At 33.5% G+C, this 16790-nt stretch carries 12 protein-coding genes; 3 read left to right on the forward strand and 9 right to left on the reverse strand.

The genetic code is table 11. The annotated features are described in order from the left end of the window. Positions 1-145: 145 nt before the first annotated feature. The 9 genes from pckA to DW006_RS08800 form a co-directional block, all read right to left on the reverse strand. Positions 146-1747 (reverse strand): phosphoenolpyruvate carboxykinase (ATP), encoded by a 1602-nt coding sequence (gene pckA, locus DW006_RS08765; protein WP_117999943.1) that lies wholly within the window; start codon positions 1745-1747, stop codon positions 146-148. Positions 1748-2066: 319 nt separating this feature from the next. Further along, complete coding sequence (locus DW006_RS12160; protein WP_199521900.1) at positions 2067-2270, reverse strand: hypothetical protein; 204 nt, start codon at positions 2268-2270, stop codon at positions 2067-2069. A 40-nt stretch (positions 2271-2310) separates the two neighbouring features. Then, positions 2311-2634 carry an ATP-binding protein gene (locus DW006_RS12165; protein WP_199521901.1) on the reverse strand — a complete coding sequence of 108 codons (324 nt, stop codon included), beginning with the start codon at positions 2632-2634 and terminating at the stop codon, positions 2311-2313. A gap of 325 nt (positions 2635-2959) precedes the next feature. After that, positions 2960-4573 carry an RNA polymerase sigma factor gene (locus DW006_RS08775; RefSeq protein WP_158561103.1) on the reverse strand — a complete coding sequence of 538 codons (1614 nt, stop codon included), beginning with the start codon at positions 4571-4573 and terminating at the stop codon, positions 2960-2962. A 110-nt stretch (positions 4574-4683) separates the two neighbouring features. Beyond that, the gene (locus tag DW006_RS08780; RefSeq protein ID WP_117999945.1) at positions 4684-6012 is read right to left on the reverse strand and encodes an AAA family ATPase; all 1329 of its coding nucleotides are present in this window, start codon (positions 6010-6012) and stop codon (positions 4684-4686) included. Between the two features lie 256 nt (positions 6013-6268). After that, a complete protein-coding gene (locus tag DW006_RS08785) occupies positions 6269-7906 on the reverse strand; it encodes a sigma-70 family RNA polymerase sigma factor (RefSeq protein WP_117999946.1) in 1638 nt (545 codons plus the stop codon). A gap of 75 nt (positions 7907-7981) precedes the next feature. Beyond that, positions 7982-8920: a Fic family protein gene (locus tag DW006_RS08790; protein WP_117999947.1), complete on the reverse strand. Its 939-nt coding sequence runs from the start codon at positions 8918-8920 to the stop codon at positions 7982-7984. Positions 8921-9268: 348 nt separating this feature from the next. Then, positions 9269-10711: a 23S rRNA (uracil(1939)-C(5))-methyltransferase RlmD gene (gene rlmD, locus DW006_RS08795; protein ID WP_117999948.1), complete on the reverse strand. Its 1443-nt coding sequence runs from the start codon at positions 10709-10711 to the stop codon at positions 9269-9271. Positions 10712-10733: 22 nt separating this feature from the next. Then, positions 10734-11684 carry an HD domain-containing protein gene (locus tag DW006_RS08800; protein ID WP_117999949.1) on the reverse strand — a complete coding sequence of 317 codons (951 nt, stop codon included), beginning with the start codon at positions 11682-11684 and terminating at the stop codon, positions 10734-10736. A 146-nt stretch (positions 11685-11830) separates the two neighbouring features. On the opposite strand from DW006_RS08800, the gene DW006_RS08805 reads away from it, so the two are divergent. From DW006_RS08805 to DW006_RS08815, 3 genes are all read left to right on the forward strand, one after another. Beyond that, positions 11831-14200 carry an endonuclease MutS2 gene (locus tag DW006_RS08805; RefSeq protein ID WP_117999950.1) on the forward strand — a complete coding sequence of 790 codons (2370 nt, stop codon included), beginning with the start codon at positions 11831-11833 and terminating at the stop codon, positions 14198-14200. A gap of 224 nt (positions 14201-14424) precedes the next feature. Beyond that, positions 14425-15129 carry a response regulator transcription factor gene (locus DW006_RS08810; protein WP_022165105.1) on the forward strand — a complete coding sequence of 235 codons (705 nt, stop codon included), beginning with the start codon at positions 14425-14427 and terminating at the stop codon, positions 15127-15129. Continuing rightward, positions 15129-16553: a HAMP domain-containing sensor histidine kinase gene (locus DW006_RS08815; protein ID WP_117999951.1), complete on the forward strand. Its 1425-nt coding sequence runs from the start codon at positions 15129-15131 to the stop codon at positions 16551-16553. Before DW006_RS08810 ends, DW006_RS08815 begins: the two co-directional genes overlap by 1 nt. The last annotated feature ends 237 nt before the right edge of the window (positions 16554-16790 follow it).

A 16790-nucleotide genomic window follows, 5' to 3' on the forward strand; every position in this document is an offset into this window, starting at 1 on the left:
TCTTATTGATTTGTAAACAAATCAATAAGCACGCGGCATTCCCAGAATGCCGCTAAATAAAAGAAGAGACAGGCTCCCGTTTATGCAAGCATAACGGGTTGCCTGTCTCTTCTTTTATTATGTCGCTTTGCTCAAAGCTTCGCGATTATTTCTGTGGTCCTGCTGAAACAAGTGCTTTTCCTGCTTCGTTTCCTTCGTATTTTGCGAAGTTCTTGATGAATCTGTCTGCAAGATCTAATGCCTTTGTTTCCCATTCTGAAGCATCAGCGTAAGTATCTCTTGGATCAAGAATTCCTGCATCTACTCCAGGAAGTTCTGTTGGAGCTTCAAAGTTGAAGTATGGAATTGTCTTTGTAGGAACTTCGTTGATTGCTCCGCTTAAGATAGCATCGATGATACCACGTGTATCCTTAATTGAGATACGCTTTCCTGTACCATTCCATCCTGTGTTTACAAGATATGCCTTAGCGCCGTTCTTTTCCATCTTCTTAACTAATTCTTCAGCGTATTTTGTTGGATGAAGCTCTAAGAAAGCCTGTCCGAAACATGCTGAGAATGTTGGAGTTGGTTCTGTAATTCCACGTTCTGTACCAGCTAATTTTGCTGTAAATCCTGATAAGAAGTAATACTGTGTCTGACCTTCTGTTAAGATTGATACTGGTGGTAATACTCCAAATGCATCTGCTGATAAGAAGATTACGTTCTTAGCTGCTGGTGCTGATGAAATAGGACGTACAATATTTTTAATATGATTGATTGGGTAAGAAACACGAGTGTTTTCTGTTACGCTCTTATCAGCGAAATCAATCTTTCCATTTTCATCTAATGTTACATTTTCAAGAAGTGCATCACGCTTAATAGCATTGTAGATATCTGGTTCTGATTCCTTATCTAAGTCAATAACCTTAGCGTAGCATCCACCTTCAAAGTTGAATACTCCGTTGTCATCCCAACCATGTTCGTCATCACCGATTAAGAGACGCTTAGGATCTGTTGAAAGTGTTGTCTTTCCTGTTCCTGATAAACCGAAGAAAATTGCTGTGTTTTCTCCATTTAAATCTGTATTTGCTGAACAGTGCATTGAAGCAATACCCTTAAGTGGTAAGTAGTAGTTCATCATTGAGAACATACCCTTCTTCATTTCTCCGCCGTACCATGTGTTAATGATAACCTGTTCACGGCTTGTGATATTGAATGCAACTGCTGTTTCTGAGTTTAATCCAAGTTCTTTGTAGTTTTCTACTTTTGCCTTTGAAGCATTGTATACTACGAAGTCTGGTTCGAAGTTCTTGAGTTCTTCTTCTGTTGGCTTAATGAACATATTTGTTACGAAATGTGCCTGCCAAGCTACTTCTACGATAAAACGGATAGCCATACGTGTGTCTGCATTTGCTCCACAGAAAGCATCTACTACATAAAGTTTCTTGTTTGAAAGTTCTTTCTTAGCGATGTCCTTTAATGTAGCCCATACATCTTCTGATAATGGATGGTTATCGTTTGCGTATTCATCTGATGTCCACCAAACAGTGTCCTTTGAATTTTCATCCATAACGATGTATTTGTCTTTAGGTGAACGTCCTGTGTATACACCAGTCTTAACGTTTACTGCACCTAATTCACTTTCCTGACCTTTGTCAAAACCTTCAAGTTCTGGCTTTGTTTCTTCTGCAAATAACTCTTCGTATGATGGATTGTAAACAATTTCAGTTGTTCCATTAATTCCATATTTTGTTAAATCGATTGCCATTTTAATAATACTCCTTTTCTATCTTGTTTTTCGAAAAGTCACCAAGGAATTTAATAATTATGGTGCCTTTCTTACCTAAAGCAAAAAAATCTCGCTTTACGCATATATTATACATTAATAACTGACAAATTCAATGCTTATTCAACAAATTTATGCATTTCGTTAAAAAATTAACCATAAATTATTTTTATGATTGACATGTCTTTTAACCAATAAGAAATCATTCCTTTTGAACTATTGCAAAATTTACAACAATTTCCCAATGTTCTAACTCTCCATTTCGTAATTTTTATAATTGGAGTGGTTTGTATATTCTTTATCATCTTTGATACTTTGTTCCTCTTCCATTACCTGTTTTCTCAATATAGTCCTGCTCGACAAGGTGGTTTAAAATTGATATAACTTTTGATTTTTTTACAATTGCAAAACTGGACATAGACTTTGTGTCAAGTAAGTTAAATATAACCGATTCATCGCCTTCTAATGTATTTTTTTCAATGATTGAAAGGCATATTTTAATCATGTTTTCAGTTATTACATATTGCAGCTTTATAGCATTATCTTTATAATATTGATTTATTCTTTTTATTCCAGTTCCGAAACATTCTATACATATGCAATCTTAAAAACACATTGCATAAAATATAGTTTCTAGGTATGGATATTCCTCCGTTCAAATATTCTTCCTTAGAAATACCCTTTGGTAATACACCGGGAGAGGTGATTTCTATCCTATTATCATACATGGCCACGTTGATGTTTGATTTCACATCCCATGTTCTATGTGCTAATTCATTTGCTATAGCTTCCCTGAATGCTTCCTTAGGAATCAATTCTTTTATACGCTTTCGATTTGTAAAAATATGGTTTGTTACTACCCTCTTCAACAGTAAGGACTATTACTGATGTATTTTCATTTATATTTAATCTATAATCCGGTACAGGTGAAATACTATCATTTATCCTATTTTCTATATCCGTGCATGCCTGAACGGGATTTTTAACTCCAACTTCAATTCCATCATCATCTACTCCAAAACGTATTTTTTTCGTTCGCTTTTCGTTTGATTATTAAACATATTTTTTAGTTTTTGTTTGATTTTCAGACGTATTTTTAAGTTTTCGTTTGATTTTACGTTTATTTTTCAAACGTATTCTTAATTTTTGTTTAATTTACGTCTAATTTCCAAACGTATTTGCTAATTTTTAACATTATTTCAGAATCACAATCTGCCCTACTGCTTTCTTATATTTATCTTCTACAATCTTAAGCCTTCCACTTTCAATTAAATATTCCATTGAAAATACACAAAAAAAAGCATCTGATGAAAACAAATATTGATTTATGTATTCCCTTTGAATCTTTACGTTCTTTGGCATGTTATCCGGTTCTAATAAAGCCTGATACTCTCTAATCAGATTAAGATTTTTTTCAATTACTTCATTTTTTATATTGTAAGCCATTTTCTCAAGTTTTTCTCTTATTTCTCCTGATTTTATTGCCACAACACCTAATTCATACACTCCATCTTGCTTTATAATATAGCCTTTTTCCAAAAGATATGTATATTCATCAACACTAAGAATATCGCCACTGATAAATCTGCCAATCAACTTAAGATCCCTTTGTATATTAGGGCCACCATAGTATTCTGTCACTCGTTTATCCGACCATTTGCTATCCACCAGCCACAGTTTTAACAGCTCATCTTCATTCCAACATGGTCCACAAAATTCCTCCGTGATATTTAATATTTCTTTTTCACTCTCTGAATCAACACTGGCAGTAATAATATTGCAACCACCATCCGGTCTAATGGTTGCTGCCTGCTCAAATGTAATTGTTTTTTTAATACTATCTACATTAGCTGTTGCAATCAGATATATTAATAATCCCCACATTCTAAAGTTATCATCCTTAGGGCCTAAAATATCCGGGCTATTTAAGTAGTTGTTATTTACAATTTCATCAAATAATTTTGCAGAAAGCTCTTCTGCTATTTTTCTATAGCATTTCTTAATAATGTTGACTTCATTTTCCCCATTTGTTTCTTCTATAATTATATTGCAAATGTATTTGTTTTTGTCTCTTATAACAAGTTGATGTTCCTCAAGAAATTCGATTTCACTTTCTACATAAACCGGAGAAACATTCATAATATCAGCAATTTCTTCAATTGTTCTTGCTGAATCTTTTATCGTATACAGAATATTTTGAGACAATGCACTTCTTACATACTTTATTGGATTTCCCATTGTTCCCGTATACCCATCATATCTAACCTTTGCAAACTTTATTGGATTAAATTTTAAATCATTTATATTTCTCATCTTTGCCATACCTCGTTTCAATTCGTTCTTTGCCACACTTAGGTGCCACTTTACTGTTCCCACTGGAAGATTTAAAATAGAAGCTATTTCTTTTTGCTTTTTTTCTTCGTAATAATACATAATGAGAATTTGTCGCTGAATCTTAGACAGATAAGCAATTTCTTTTCTAATTCTGTGATAGTTTTCCTTTTCTATCATGCTATCAATTATATCCTTGCCACCATCACTTGTTTTAACTTCATTATCATCTATTGAAACATTCATCTTAAAGCGACCATTTTCCCTATAGAAATTAACCAAAGTATTTCTAGCTACGGTCCACACAAATCCATCTACATTAATCACATCTTTAATGCACAACGACTTATACAGTTTAAAAGCTATCTCCTGCGATATGTCTTGTACGTCAGCCTCGTTTGACACTCTTTTCTTTACAAAACTGTATATTCGATTTATGTAATTATTAACGATTTCTCCTGCTTCTTTTTGCTCCATTTTCTCCTCCATTATGTGCTTTATTGAACATGTTCATTAATATAGACACAACTAAGTAAAAAAGGTTGGAACTTTCTCCAACCTTTTTTAGCTTCAATCTTTTTTATTTATCAAATTAGAAAGGGCATCAGATAAAATGGCTTAAACAGTAAATTTTCTTCCTTTCCAACATCTTTCTGGGACAATAAATATATTTTATTTACATTCTTTGAAAATTTTTCAGAGAACTGCTTTATGGACTGATGTTTCCCTGCACCAGAAGATTTAATCTCAAAAGCATTTATTTTACTTTCTTCAGAAATCAGGAAATCCACTTCATAATAATGTGTGCTTCCATTTTTTTCCCATGTATGATAATACAATTCTCTTCCAGATGCAGTAATCATTTGAGCAATAAGATTTTCATAAAGGAACCCTAAATTTGCCGGCAATTTATCTGATAACAATTTTGCGTACACAACATTTTCCGTTACAGGACGATCAGCAAACATCAATGTAACAAACAATCCCGTGTCTGAAAGGTATAGTTTATAACTATTAAAATCTTTTGTATCTGCCAAACTCACTCTTGGATCTGTAGAATTATAGCATGGCAAAACTGTTTTTGAATCAATTAACTCATATAATAGTTCATCCTCTCTTTTATTTTTTCTTTTTCCTATTGCTACTGTGATTCGATATTTCCTTCCACCTTTTGCCAGTTGAGCCGGAATAGAATGATATAATGCTGATATTCTCCCAGACGCATCAATCTTTTTAAAATCTTCTTCGTAAAGAGCTATAATCTGTCGTTTTACCATGTCAATTTCAGAAAAATTTTTGCCATCTACATATGCTTCAACAGCCTGTGGCATTCCACCTACAGCCATATAAATTCGCAAATCTCTCATTAGTTTTCGATTTGTTGCCTGTCCAATTGCCGTTCCCATATTACATATTTTTTGTAGAAGATTATAATTATTTCCTGTAGCGAGACAAAATTCTTCATAGTCCATTGGATAGACCTGTATTTTCATTTCCTCTGATGGAATTAATATATCTTTTACATTTTTCTTTATAGAAATCAACGAACCTGTTTCCAAATAACTGTATCTTCCATCAAACACTAAATGCTTAATTGCCTGTCTTGCCTTAGGGAAAAGTTGCACCTCATCAAAAATAATCAACGAATCGTGCTCATACAATGTCACACCCGTTTCTGCCTGCAACCTCAAAAAAAACATGTCCAAATTTCCTATATCATCAAAACACTCACAAACATTGTTTGTTGTCTTTGAAAAATCAATGAGAATATATGATTTATATTCATTTTTTGCAAAATTCTCCGCAATTGTAGATTTACCAACTCGTCTGGCACCCTCAAGTAATGCTGCATATTTATCTGAATAATGTTCTTTCCATTCTGTTAACTTTTTATAGGCTTTCCGTTCAAAATACATAAACACCTCCTAAATATAAACATATCATATCACAAACGTACATTTATTCAAGGTCTTACATTCGATTTTTCTACATTTCTTCAAAGTTTTATTTGCCAAATTCCTACATTTCTTCAAAACTTTTGTGTGTAAATTGTTTAAATACAGCTCTTTTTGATTTTAAGCTACAACTTTACATTCTTTAAGGAAATAAAGTTGTAGCTAATTACGAGCATATCCAATATTAAATATTATATCCTTTGACATTGTTTCTATTTTACTTTACCTCAAGGTAAAGTCCTGCAGCACTATGCTCATAATCTTTTGGAATTTCCAAATCATTAGAGTCATATATTCCATAATAAAATAGCGAAGAAATAGGTTGGAAGAACATTTTCATATCCCAATAAATAAAGTTACTCATCAGTTCTTTTCGCACATATGGCAATAATATTTTTTCTACCTTACCAGCTATACAATCAGAATATTCATATGCGATATTCCTAACTGCTTCTTTTATTAGTGTTGCTATTTTTTCAAATACGTCTCTTTTAAAAATTGGTAATAATACTTTATATCCATTGTCTGCCTTTTCAGCCAAGCCGTTTTTAATAAAACAGGCAACAATTTCTTCTTCATGTGTATTCAGCTGTTTACTACTGTTTTCAGCTATTTCCATTAATAGTGTAATATTATCGCCATTTACCCACAGGTCACGTCCCTTTGCAAATTCTTCTCCTTTGCTTGGAAAAGGGGCACACTGATAATCATTTACGAATTCAATTTTCCCATAACGTGTGGACATAAATTCCTGAGTTAAACATGACCATTCAGCTGTTTTCGTTTCATCTTGAATAGGATAATCGATATTTTCATCAGCATTGCTGTATTGCATTGTAATCCTATAATCTCTTTCCGCCTCATCTTTGTATTTTTCTTTATACTTTTCTAAATATTTTTCATTAGCAAGATACCCTATTTGATAGCCTGCAATAACATAAAAAATCCACTTTAAATATTTGTAGTTAAAATCATTTCCATAAAAATCGAATTTTAATATTTCATCTTTTATGTTCTCCAGAGCCTGATTTACTTTGTCGAAATAACCGTTTTCGCGAAATTCATAGTTCGCAACTGACTGTGCCTGCATGTATGCCTGCTTTGGGAACACACCAAAATTTGAAATATACTTTTTCTTATTATATGGCACGACTAATTTCACTTTTAAAAGTTGTTCCATAATTGGTTCAACATAAATTGGTGCTACTCCCATTTCATCAGAAATTTCATTAATATTCTTCGGTTCTTTTCCACACAAAACACATATCTGTTGTGCTATTTTTTGATTATCAAGTACGCCTGCTGCCTCTCTACAACTATATCCCCAAAACCAATCTATCTCTGCCGGAGCATAAGAAAATGTACCAATATTCTTCATTTTATCAAACCTCTCTTTCACTTTTTTCTTCGCATCAAACAATCTTCTTTTTACAGTTCCTTCTGGAATTTTTAATTCCTGTGAAATTTGTTTTACTGATTGTTCCTTCAAATAAAATCTAATTATTATTTCACGATAGTCTGATGCTAATCTTGAGAGTGAATAATTAAGATACGAAATCTTTTCATCATTAATAATCTGTTCTATCGGCTGACAAATTTCTGCAGCAACACCTCCAGCCACTTCTATTGGCAAAGTTTGAGTTTTCTTGTACTCCATATAGTTTGCATATTTATTATGTGCCATTCTCCAATACCATCCATAAAAATTTGTAAACTTTTTTCCTTTCGAAACAGCCTTTAATGCTTCCAATAAAATATCATGAGCTAAATCTTTTGCCGTATCGCTATTAGCCACTCGCTTTATGCAGAACAAATATGTGTTCTCGATAAGTTCATTATTAATGTATTCACTCATTTTTTCTTCCTCCTGTAAATCGATTTACACTATATTAGTCCCTAAAAAAGCCAAAAGGTTCGCTAATTTTTATAATCAAATTGTTTTCCAACAATGCTCTTTCATAAAATCTGCAATAACTTTAAGATCATTACCTTCATAATATTTTACAAGCAGTCGTTTGAACTCCGGTACTTCTTTTTCAGGAATTACCAAGAACCCACCTCCGTGTGAAATAAGATAATGATTTGCAAAAATAACTGACGCACGTTTATTACCATCCAGAAAAATCTGTGTTTTCATACAATAAAGGCAAAGTTTTATCGCTATGTTAATAGCCTCGTCATCCTCTTCGACTATCTGTCTAATTTTGTCTTTTACATCTAATTCATTTGGTAGTGGTGGGACATAGGTAGAACCACCTATGGTAACTGGAACACCTCTAATTCTACCACCTTCAGCGAAAAATCCTTCATTTACCAATCTTGCAATATGACTGAGCATATAGTAATCAGAACGGCTTGCAATTACATCACGATCCAAAATAAACTCCCATGCATGTTTCAAATTTAAAATTTTCTGTACGTCAGTCGCTGTCATTCCAGAAACTTTTCCATTGTCTATGATTTCTTCTGTCTGTGGAAATGATGTTGCTACACCTTCCAAAACAGCCTGATCATAAATATTCATTTTCATGTTTGCACGAGCAAATTCTATATTAGTTATTACGTCAGCAGAAAGTTCATCCTCGGAATAACCAACTGCAGCAAGTTGCTTTTCAATTGAACGAAGTGACTTTCTTATTTCACGTGATTCTCTGGCATTACGAAGAAGCAAATTATATAGTTCTTCAGTGTATACGCCCACATACGTTGATGTTTGTTTTCCTGCCACACGCTTTCTTACATAAAGATATTTTCCACCTCCACGTTCTTTGATTTCCGGTGTACCATCGTAAGGCATTAAGTTTAATCTTGCATGGAGATCAGCACGACTTCTTAGTAATTCCTGTACTTCATTGTATTGTACTGTCATTTTATCTCCTCCTTTGGGGAACATTTTTATCATTATTATAATTAAACGCTCCCCAATAATCAATGTTTATTGGGGAGCATTTATATAAACATATTCCAAGTATTGCTCCTCAAATATATATACATTTATAGTATATCCAATATTTTCTCAACATTTACGTCTAGTAAACTATAAAGTTTGTTTTTATAAAATCATACGATACTTATTATCGTTTGCATCATATATAATTATCAAAAAAGTTTGTGACATAAAATCACAAACTTTTTACCCTAAATTAAATATATTTTTCAGATTATTTCGAATTAAATTTTAGTGAAAAACTATACGTTGTCAATTTCTTATATATTTTTAATTACTGTCATGATTGGTATCCTCTGACCGATATTGCTCAAGCCATGCCACCGTCTCCACATGCACTGTCTGACCAAACATGTCGCATGGTGTTGCTTCCTTTAGCTTATACCCATGTTCTTCAAGCCACTTCAAATCCCTTGCCAATGTAGCGCTGTCGCAGCTTACATACACAATTCTTTCCGGATTCATTTTTACAATAGTATCAAGCAAAACCTGGTCGCAACCTTTTCGTGGCGGATCCACCACGATTACATCTGGCTTACATTCAGGTTGATTTTTATGTTCCTCGAAATATTTAGGAACTACTTCTTCTGCTGCCCCAACCAGAAACTCTGTATTTTCCATGCCATTTATGGCAGCGTTTTCTCTGGCATTATCAATTGCTTCTGGAACAATCTCCACACCAATAACTTTCTTTGCGGATTTTGCAAGAAAAAGTGAAATGCTTCCAATACCACAATACAAATCCCACACATTTTCCTCACCTGTAAGGTTTGCATATTCCAGCGCCTTGTTGTAAAGCTTTTCTGTCTGAATTGGATTTACCTGGAAAAAGGACAATGGTGAAATTCTAAATTTAACATCACCAATGTAATCTTCAATATAGTCTTTTCCGTACAGGTTAATAATTTCTTTTCCTAATATAACATTGCTTTTTTCTTTGTTTACATTAAGACAAATACTTGTTATGTCATCAATTTGCAATAACTGTTCCACCAATTCCTGTGAATGTGGCAATTTATTTCCATTAATAACCACACAAACCATTATCTCATTTGTAAAAGCACCAATTCTAATAAGAACATGTCTCACCAAACCTTTGTGCGTTTTTTCATCATAAGGTTTAATGTTATAAATATTCATAAAAGTTTTTACTATATGCATTACGGTGCCATTTACGTCACCATCTTTTTCAATGCCAAGGAGACAATTGTCCACACTAATAATGGAATGAGTTCTGCCTGCATAAAAACCGCTGACAATATTTCCCTCTCTGTCCAGACCTATTGGAAACTGTGCCTTGTTTCTATAGTGAAAAGGACCATTGTCTTCATATCCCTTTACTGCCAACTCTTTCATACCAATAATGGGCTTCATTTCAAAATCTTCTATGCCACCGATTCGCTTAATATTGTTGTAAACTTTTTTCTCTTTAAACTCCAACTGCTGCTTGTAATTCATTGCCTGTAGCTGACAGCCTCCACAGCGGTTTGCCACAGGGCAAAGAGGCTCTACACGATAAGGGGATGGCTTTACGACTTCAAGTAATTTAGCAAAAGCAAAATTCTTCTTTGCCTTCATAATTTTTACTTTTACCACATCACCAATAACTGCATCCTTTACAAAAAGAGCATAGCCATCAACTTTGCCTATGCCCTCTCCTGTAGTTCCCTGATCAATAATTTCTATTTCAATAATATCATTCTTATTAAACATATATTTTAATCATTCTCCATTTTTATTCAGTAGTTCTTCTAATGTTGCTCTCTAAAAATCTATTGTAGCCTAACCACTGGTCTGATGTTGCTGTTGTGTTACTCTTAAAGATTTCCATAACTGTTTCCATCTTTGCATCTGTATTATCTGCAAAATTAAGTGCAACAGCTTCAATTAATGCCGGCTTCTTTGGTGAACCGTATTCAAGCTCGCCATGATGTGCCAAAATACAATGCTTCAATTCATTTGCCTGCTTTGTTGGAAAATCAGGTATTGTTGCTATAATCTTTGAAAGCATTTCCGAACCCATAACAATATGTCCTAACAACTGTCCTGCATCTGTGTATTCATTAGAAGGAAAATCTGATAATTCATATACTTTTCCAATATCATGACAAATAGCAGAAGTAATAAGTAAATCCCTGTTTAAAATAGGATATTGTTTTGTATAAAAATCGCACAACTTTGTTACTGAAAGTGTATGCTCTAATAAACCACCGATAAATCCATGGTGAACACTTTTAGCCGCTGAATGTTTCTTAAACGCCTCTGCGAAATTAGCATCCTCAACGAATAATGTTGTTAAAATCTGTTTATAATAAGGATTATTAACACTGGCGATGAATTTTAGCAATTCTGTCATCATTTCGTCCATGTTTTTATCAGTGCAAGGTAAATAATTTGATGGATCAACACTTTCTTCACTTACCTTTCTTGCTCGCTTAATACTAAGCTGTGTCTGACCGTTAAAAACTGTAACGTCTCCATGAACTTCTACATAATCTAATGCGTCAAAATCATCAATGCCCATTGAACCCGGGTCCCAGATTTTTGCATCTAACTGTCCTGTTTTATCCTGTAAAATAACATTCTCATACTCTTTTCCTGTTTTTGTCATTGCGCTACTTTTTTGTTTGCATAAGTATACTTCCTGTACTCTTTCACCTTCACGTAATGTTTCGATATATTTCATTATTTCCTCCTAATATAAGAATTTACTTTTATACACATTTAAGCTAAACTTTATTATAATTGATTATGTATTCAAATACAAGAACAGTACCACTGTATTTGGTGGCAGAATATGTATAGTTACATCAAATAAATGGAGATTATAAAATGAACAAAAAGGTATTAAAAACATTAGAGTTTAACAAAATTATTGACTTGCTAAAAGAAGAAGCAGGTTCTGACATGGGACGCAGACTTTGTGAGAATCTCACACCTTCATCTGATTATCATGAGATAAAAATAATGCAGCAAAATACAGGCGATGCACTTACACGAGTTTGGCAAAAAGGCAGCCTTTCTTTTTCGGGACTTCACAACATTGGTGAATCCCTTAAACGATTGGAAATTGGCAGCACCCTTGGCATGGGAGAACTTCTTAGAATCAGTTCCCTATTAAAAGTTGCCAACAGGGTTAAAACTTTTTCAAGACGAGATGACGATGGTAACAAAGACAGCCTAGACGATATGTTTGAAGCCATTGAGCCTCTTACTAATTTAAATAAAGAAATTGAGAAGTGTATTATTTCTGAAGAAGAAATGGCAGATGATGCTTCTTATAACTTAAAAAATATTCGAAGACAAATGAAGCTGACAAATGATAGAATTCACAGTCAGCTTAGTAACCTTGTTAATTCTACTAACAACAAAACATACTTACAGGACTCTCTTATTACCATGAGAGACGGTCGTTACTGCGTTCCTGTTAAACAAGAATATCGTGGCAATGTGCCGGGAATTATTCACGACCAGTCCTCAACAGGTTCAACTCTTTTTGTAGAGCCTACTGTAGTTGTGGAACTTAATAACAAGTTGCGTGAATTATCAGTTAAAGAAGCTGACGAAATTCAGATTATACTTGCTAATTTAAGTGTTACATGTAGCGAATACATGGAACAGCTTAGAACTGACATGGAATTACTGCCTAAACTTGACTTTATTTTTGCAAAAGCAAATCTTGCCAAGAAAATGAAAGCAACCATGCCTGAATTTAACGACAAACGTTTTATAAATATTAAACAGGGACGTCATCCATTACTTGATTCAAAGAAAGTAGTGCCAATAGACGTTAATTTAGGAAAAGATTTTAACCTGCTTATTGTTACAGGTCCTAACACCGGTGGTAAAACAGTTTCCCTAAAAACAGTTGGGCTATTATCATTAATGGGCCAGTCAGGTTTACATATCCCTGCCTTTGAGGGCAGTAGCCTTGCAGTATTTAAAGAGATTTTTGCAGACATTGGTGACGAGCAGAGTATTGAGCAAAGTTTAAGTACCTTCTCAGCTCACATGGTAAACACTGTAAATATTTTAAACAAAGCCGATCAGGACTCTCTTGTTCTCTTTGACGAATTAGGTGCAGGAACTGATCCGGTAGAAGGTGCAGCTCTTGGAATTTCAATTCTTAACTTCTTAAAGAATATGGGTACAAGAACCATGGCAACAACTCACTATAGTGAGTTAAAACTTTACGCCCTCTCCACAGATGGTGTCCAGAATGCCAGTTGCGAATTTGATGTTGAAACTTTAAGACCAACTTACCGCTTATTAATTGGTATACCGGGAAAAAGTAATGCTTTTGCAATTTCAGAAAAACTTGGCTTACCTAAATTTATTATTGATGATGCCAAGTCTAGAATTGATGCTGAAGATGAGCAGTTTGAAGATGTTTTAGCTGAACTTGAGCGCCAGAAGAAACAGATTGAAAAAGACCACGAAACAATTTCTGTTTACAAGTCTCAAATAGCATCTTTGAAAAAAGATTACGAATACAGAACTAAAGAGATTAATGAAAAGAAAGATAAAATTTTATCTAAAGCAAGGGAAGAAGCCCTTGATATTCTTAAAGAAGCTAAGGAAACTGCTGATACAGCAATTAAAAATATTAACAAATACGGTAAGTCCGGCAATACAAAAGAACTTGAGAAATCAAGAACTGCCGTTGGTTCAAAAATTAAAAAGAATCAAAGCCACAGTTCGATTAAGGCTTCTAAGCCTTCAAAATCTTACAAAGCTTCTGACTTTAAACTTGGAACAGGGGTTAAGGTGCTTAGCATGAACTTAAATGGTACTGTTGCCTCCCTTCCAAACGCAGCCGGTAACTTAACTGTCAAAATGGGTATTTTAAACAGCAAGGTTAATATTAGGGACTTAGAAATTATTGATGAACCTGATATTAAGGCACCGGGTCTTACAAGAAACAGTAGCGGCAAGATTAAGATGAACAAATCTCTTAACGTGAAGATGGAAATCAACTTAATCGGTAAAACTGTTGATGAAGCTTTAGGTGAACTTGAGAAATATCTTGATGATGCTTACATTGCACATTTACCACAGGTTTATGTAATTCATGGTAAAGGCACAGGCACATTAAGAAAAGCCGTTCAGAATTATTTGAAAACCTGCTCTTATGTTAAGTCATACAGAAACGGCGAGCATGGTGAAGGCGGTGCAGGTGCTACAGTAGTAGAATTTAAGTAATGTTTAATATTAGAAAATAAAATTTTGTATTATTGCAGATTTTATTTACTGCAAATAAGATATTTTTACATTTTATTATAAGTTATTTAACATAAGAATTTTATGATATAATTATTAAAAATCGGCTGAAAAATTTTAATGAACATTATATTTCCATTATCTTTAAAATATAAAAGATACTAGGATTTTAATTTTTCAGTAACCATTAATGGGAGGACAATCAAATGGCAAACAAACAGAAAATATTAATCGTTGATGATGATGCAAACATTGCAAATCTTATTTCTCTTTATTTAACAAAAGAGTGTTTTGATACAAGAACAGAAGAAGACGGTCAGTCAGCACTTAACGCTTTTAAGGAATATAATCCTGACCTTGTACTTCTTGACATTATGCTACCGGGCATTGACGGATACGAAGTATGTAGGGAAATCCGCAAAGAGTCAAAAGTTCCTATTATTATGCTTTCTGCCAAAACCGAAGTTTTTGACAAGGTTTTAGGACTTGAACTTGGTGCTGATGATTATATGATTAAACCTTTTGATTCCAAAGAATTAGTTGCAAGAGTTAAGGCAGTTCTAAGACGTTACACAGCACCGGCTGCAGCTCCAACTCCTAAGTCAGACAAATATGTGGAGTACAAGGATTTAATTATCAACTTATCAAACTACGAAGTTATTTATAAAGGAAAACAGGTTGAAATGACACCAAGAGAAATTGAACTTTTATTCTTCCTGGCTTCATCTCCTAACCAGGTTTTCACTCGTGAACAGTTGCTTGACCATATTTGGGGTTACGAATATGCAGGTGATACACGTACAGTTGACGTCCACATTAAACGTATAAGAGAAAAAATTTCTGACACAGATGAATGGTCTATTGGAACTGTTTGGAGCGTTGGATACAGATTCGAGGTACATAACAAATAATGAGAAATTCTATTTTAACTAAATTTTTTATAGGATATTTTTCCTTTGCTGTACTTGGATTTTTACTTATAACTTATTGGTCAACAAACCTTATTTACAATCATTTGGTTCAGGACGATGCCAAACAGCTTAACAGCTACGCGTCTGTTGTTTCAGATAATATCAAATCTCTTGATATAGAATCTTTGGATGATATTTCAAGTCCTGATAACTACTTTAGTGATTTTAACAGAGTATTGAATTGTAATCTTCTTGTTTTAGATAATAATAAGAAAATGATTTATACTACTGACAAAACTCAGGAATTAAACAACGATGAACATACAATTGTATTTAACGACTTTGATCCAACTGACTATAGCAAAGGTTCCTATAGAATAGGAAAATTATACAATATTTCAAAAACTGACACTTTAAGTGTTGTCCACACACTTGCAAAAGACGATATAACTTACGGGTACGTGGTAGCCCACATGCCTACATCTTATATTAAGGACAGCAGTTACAATATTACTTACATTTTCTATGTAACGTATATTATAATACTGGCTTTGTCTTTAATAGTTTTTCTTAATTTCATGTGGTTTATTTATTTACCTCTTAAACAAATTCGTCTGGCGGCAATGGAATATGCCAAAGGTAATTTTGAATATGAGGGCTTAAAAGTAAATAACGATGATGAAATTGGTGATGTGGCAAGTTCACTTAAATACATGTCTAAGCAGTTAAACAATTCAAGGGAATATCAGAAGAAATTTATTTCAAATATTTCTCACGATTTCCGTTCACCTTTAACATCAATTAAAGGTTATCTGGAAGCAATGATGGATGGAACCATACCACCTGAGGATTATAACAAATATTTATCAATTGTTATTTCCGAAGCAAACCGTTTAGAGAAATTAACAACCGGTCTGCGTAGCTTAAACAATTGGAACAGCACCGGACCCGAACTTTTATACGAAGAGTTCAGTATGGAAAATGTAATTACTTCCACTGTTGAAACTTTTCAGGGAAGTTGCGAAAAGAAGCACATACAGCTTATAATCCAATTTCCAACAAAACATTATAATGTCTATGCTGACAAGGGAAAAATCGAGCAGGTTCTTTATAACCTTTTAGATAACGCCATTAAATTTAGTAATGTGGGTTCGAAAATTATATTAAAAGTTTATAACAAGGGCGAAAAAGTCTACTGTTCTGTTAAAGATTTTGGTATGGGTATTCCTAGCGACAGCATTGATAAAATTTGGCAAAGATTTTATAAAACAGACCTTTCAAGAGGCCGTGATAAAACCGGTTCCGGTATTGGTCTTGCCATTGTTAAAGAAATTATGATGGCTCATGGTGAAAACATTGACGTTATAAGCACTGAAGGTGTTGGAACAGAATTTGTATTTTCACTAAAACGTGCCAAGAAATAGTTATATGAAATAAACAGTTATGTGAAATAAATAGTTATATCAAATAAATAATCATATTCAATGAAACAAGATTCCTGCATTTGGCTGTTATCCCAATCTCTTGTAATTAGATTTTGAGATGAGACGTCAATTAACAGGAATCTTTTTTCATTTTTCCTTAGTTTTATTTAATTTTTGTTTTATATTTTTTTATTTATTTGTTAATTATTTTATTTTTAGTTTTCTTTTTTACTTAAT

Origin of the sequence: Eubacterium sp. AF36-5BH, from assembly GCF_003460505.1 — a bacterium.
GTDB lineage: Bacteria > Bacillota > Clostridia > Lachnospirales > Lachnospiraceae > Eubacterium_G.

Coding starts and splice junctions, on each gene's coding strand:
- DW006_RS08815 (WP_117999951.1), top strand. CDS start 15,129: ATGAGAAATTCTATTTTAACTAAATTTTTTATAGGATATTTTTCCTTT.
- rlmD (WP_117999948.1), bottom strand. CDS start 10,711: ATGTTTAATAAGAATGATATTATTGAAATAGAAATTATTGATCAGGGA.
- DW006_RS08780 (WP_117999945.1), bottom strand. CDS start 6,012: ATGTATTTTGAACGGAAAGCCTATAAAAAGTTAACAGAATGGAAAGAA.
- DW006_RS08805 (WP_117999950.1), top strand. CDS start 11,831: ATGAACAAAAAGGTATTAAAAACATTAGAGTTTAACAAAATTATTGAC.
- DW006_RS08775 (WP_158561103.1), bottom strand. CDS start 4,573: ATGGAGCAAAAAGAAGCAGGAGAAATCGTTAATAATTACATAAATCGA.
- DW006_RS08800 (WP_117999949.1), bottom strand. CDS start 11,684: ATGAAATATATCGAAACATTACGTGAAGGTGAAAGAGTACAGGAAGTA.
- pckA (WP_117999943.1), bottom strand. CDS start 1,747: ATGGCAATCGATTTAACAAAATATGGAATTAATGGAACAACTGAAATT.
- DW006_RS12160 (WP_199521900.1), bottom strand. CDS start 2,270: ATGATTAAAATATGCCTTTCAATCATTGAAAAAAATACATTAGAAGGC.
- DW006_RS08810 (WP_022165105.1), top strand. CDS start 14,425: ATGGCAAACAAACAGAAAATATTAATCGTTGATGATGATGCAAACATT.
- DW006_RS08785 (WP_117999946.1), bottom strand. CDS start 7,906: ATGAGTGAATACATTAATAATGAACTTATCGAGAACACATATTTGTTC.
- DW006_RS08790 (WP_117999947.1), bottom strand. CDS start 8,920: ATGACAGTACAATACAATGAAGTACAGGAATTACTAAGAAGTCGTGCT.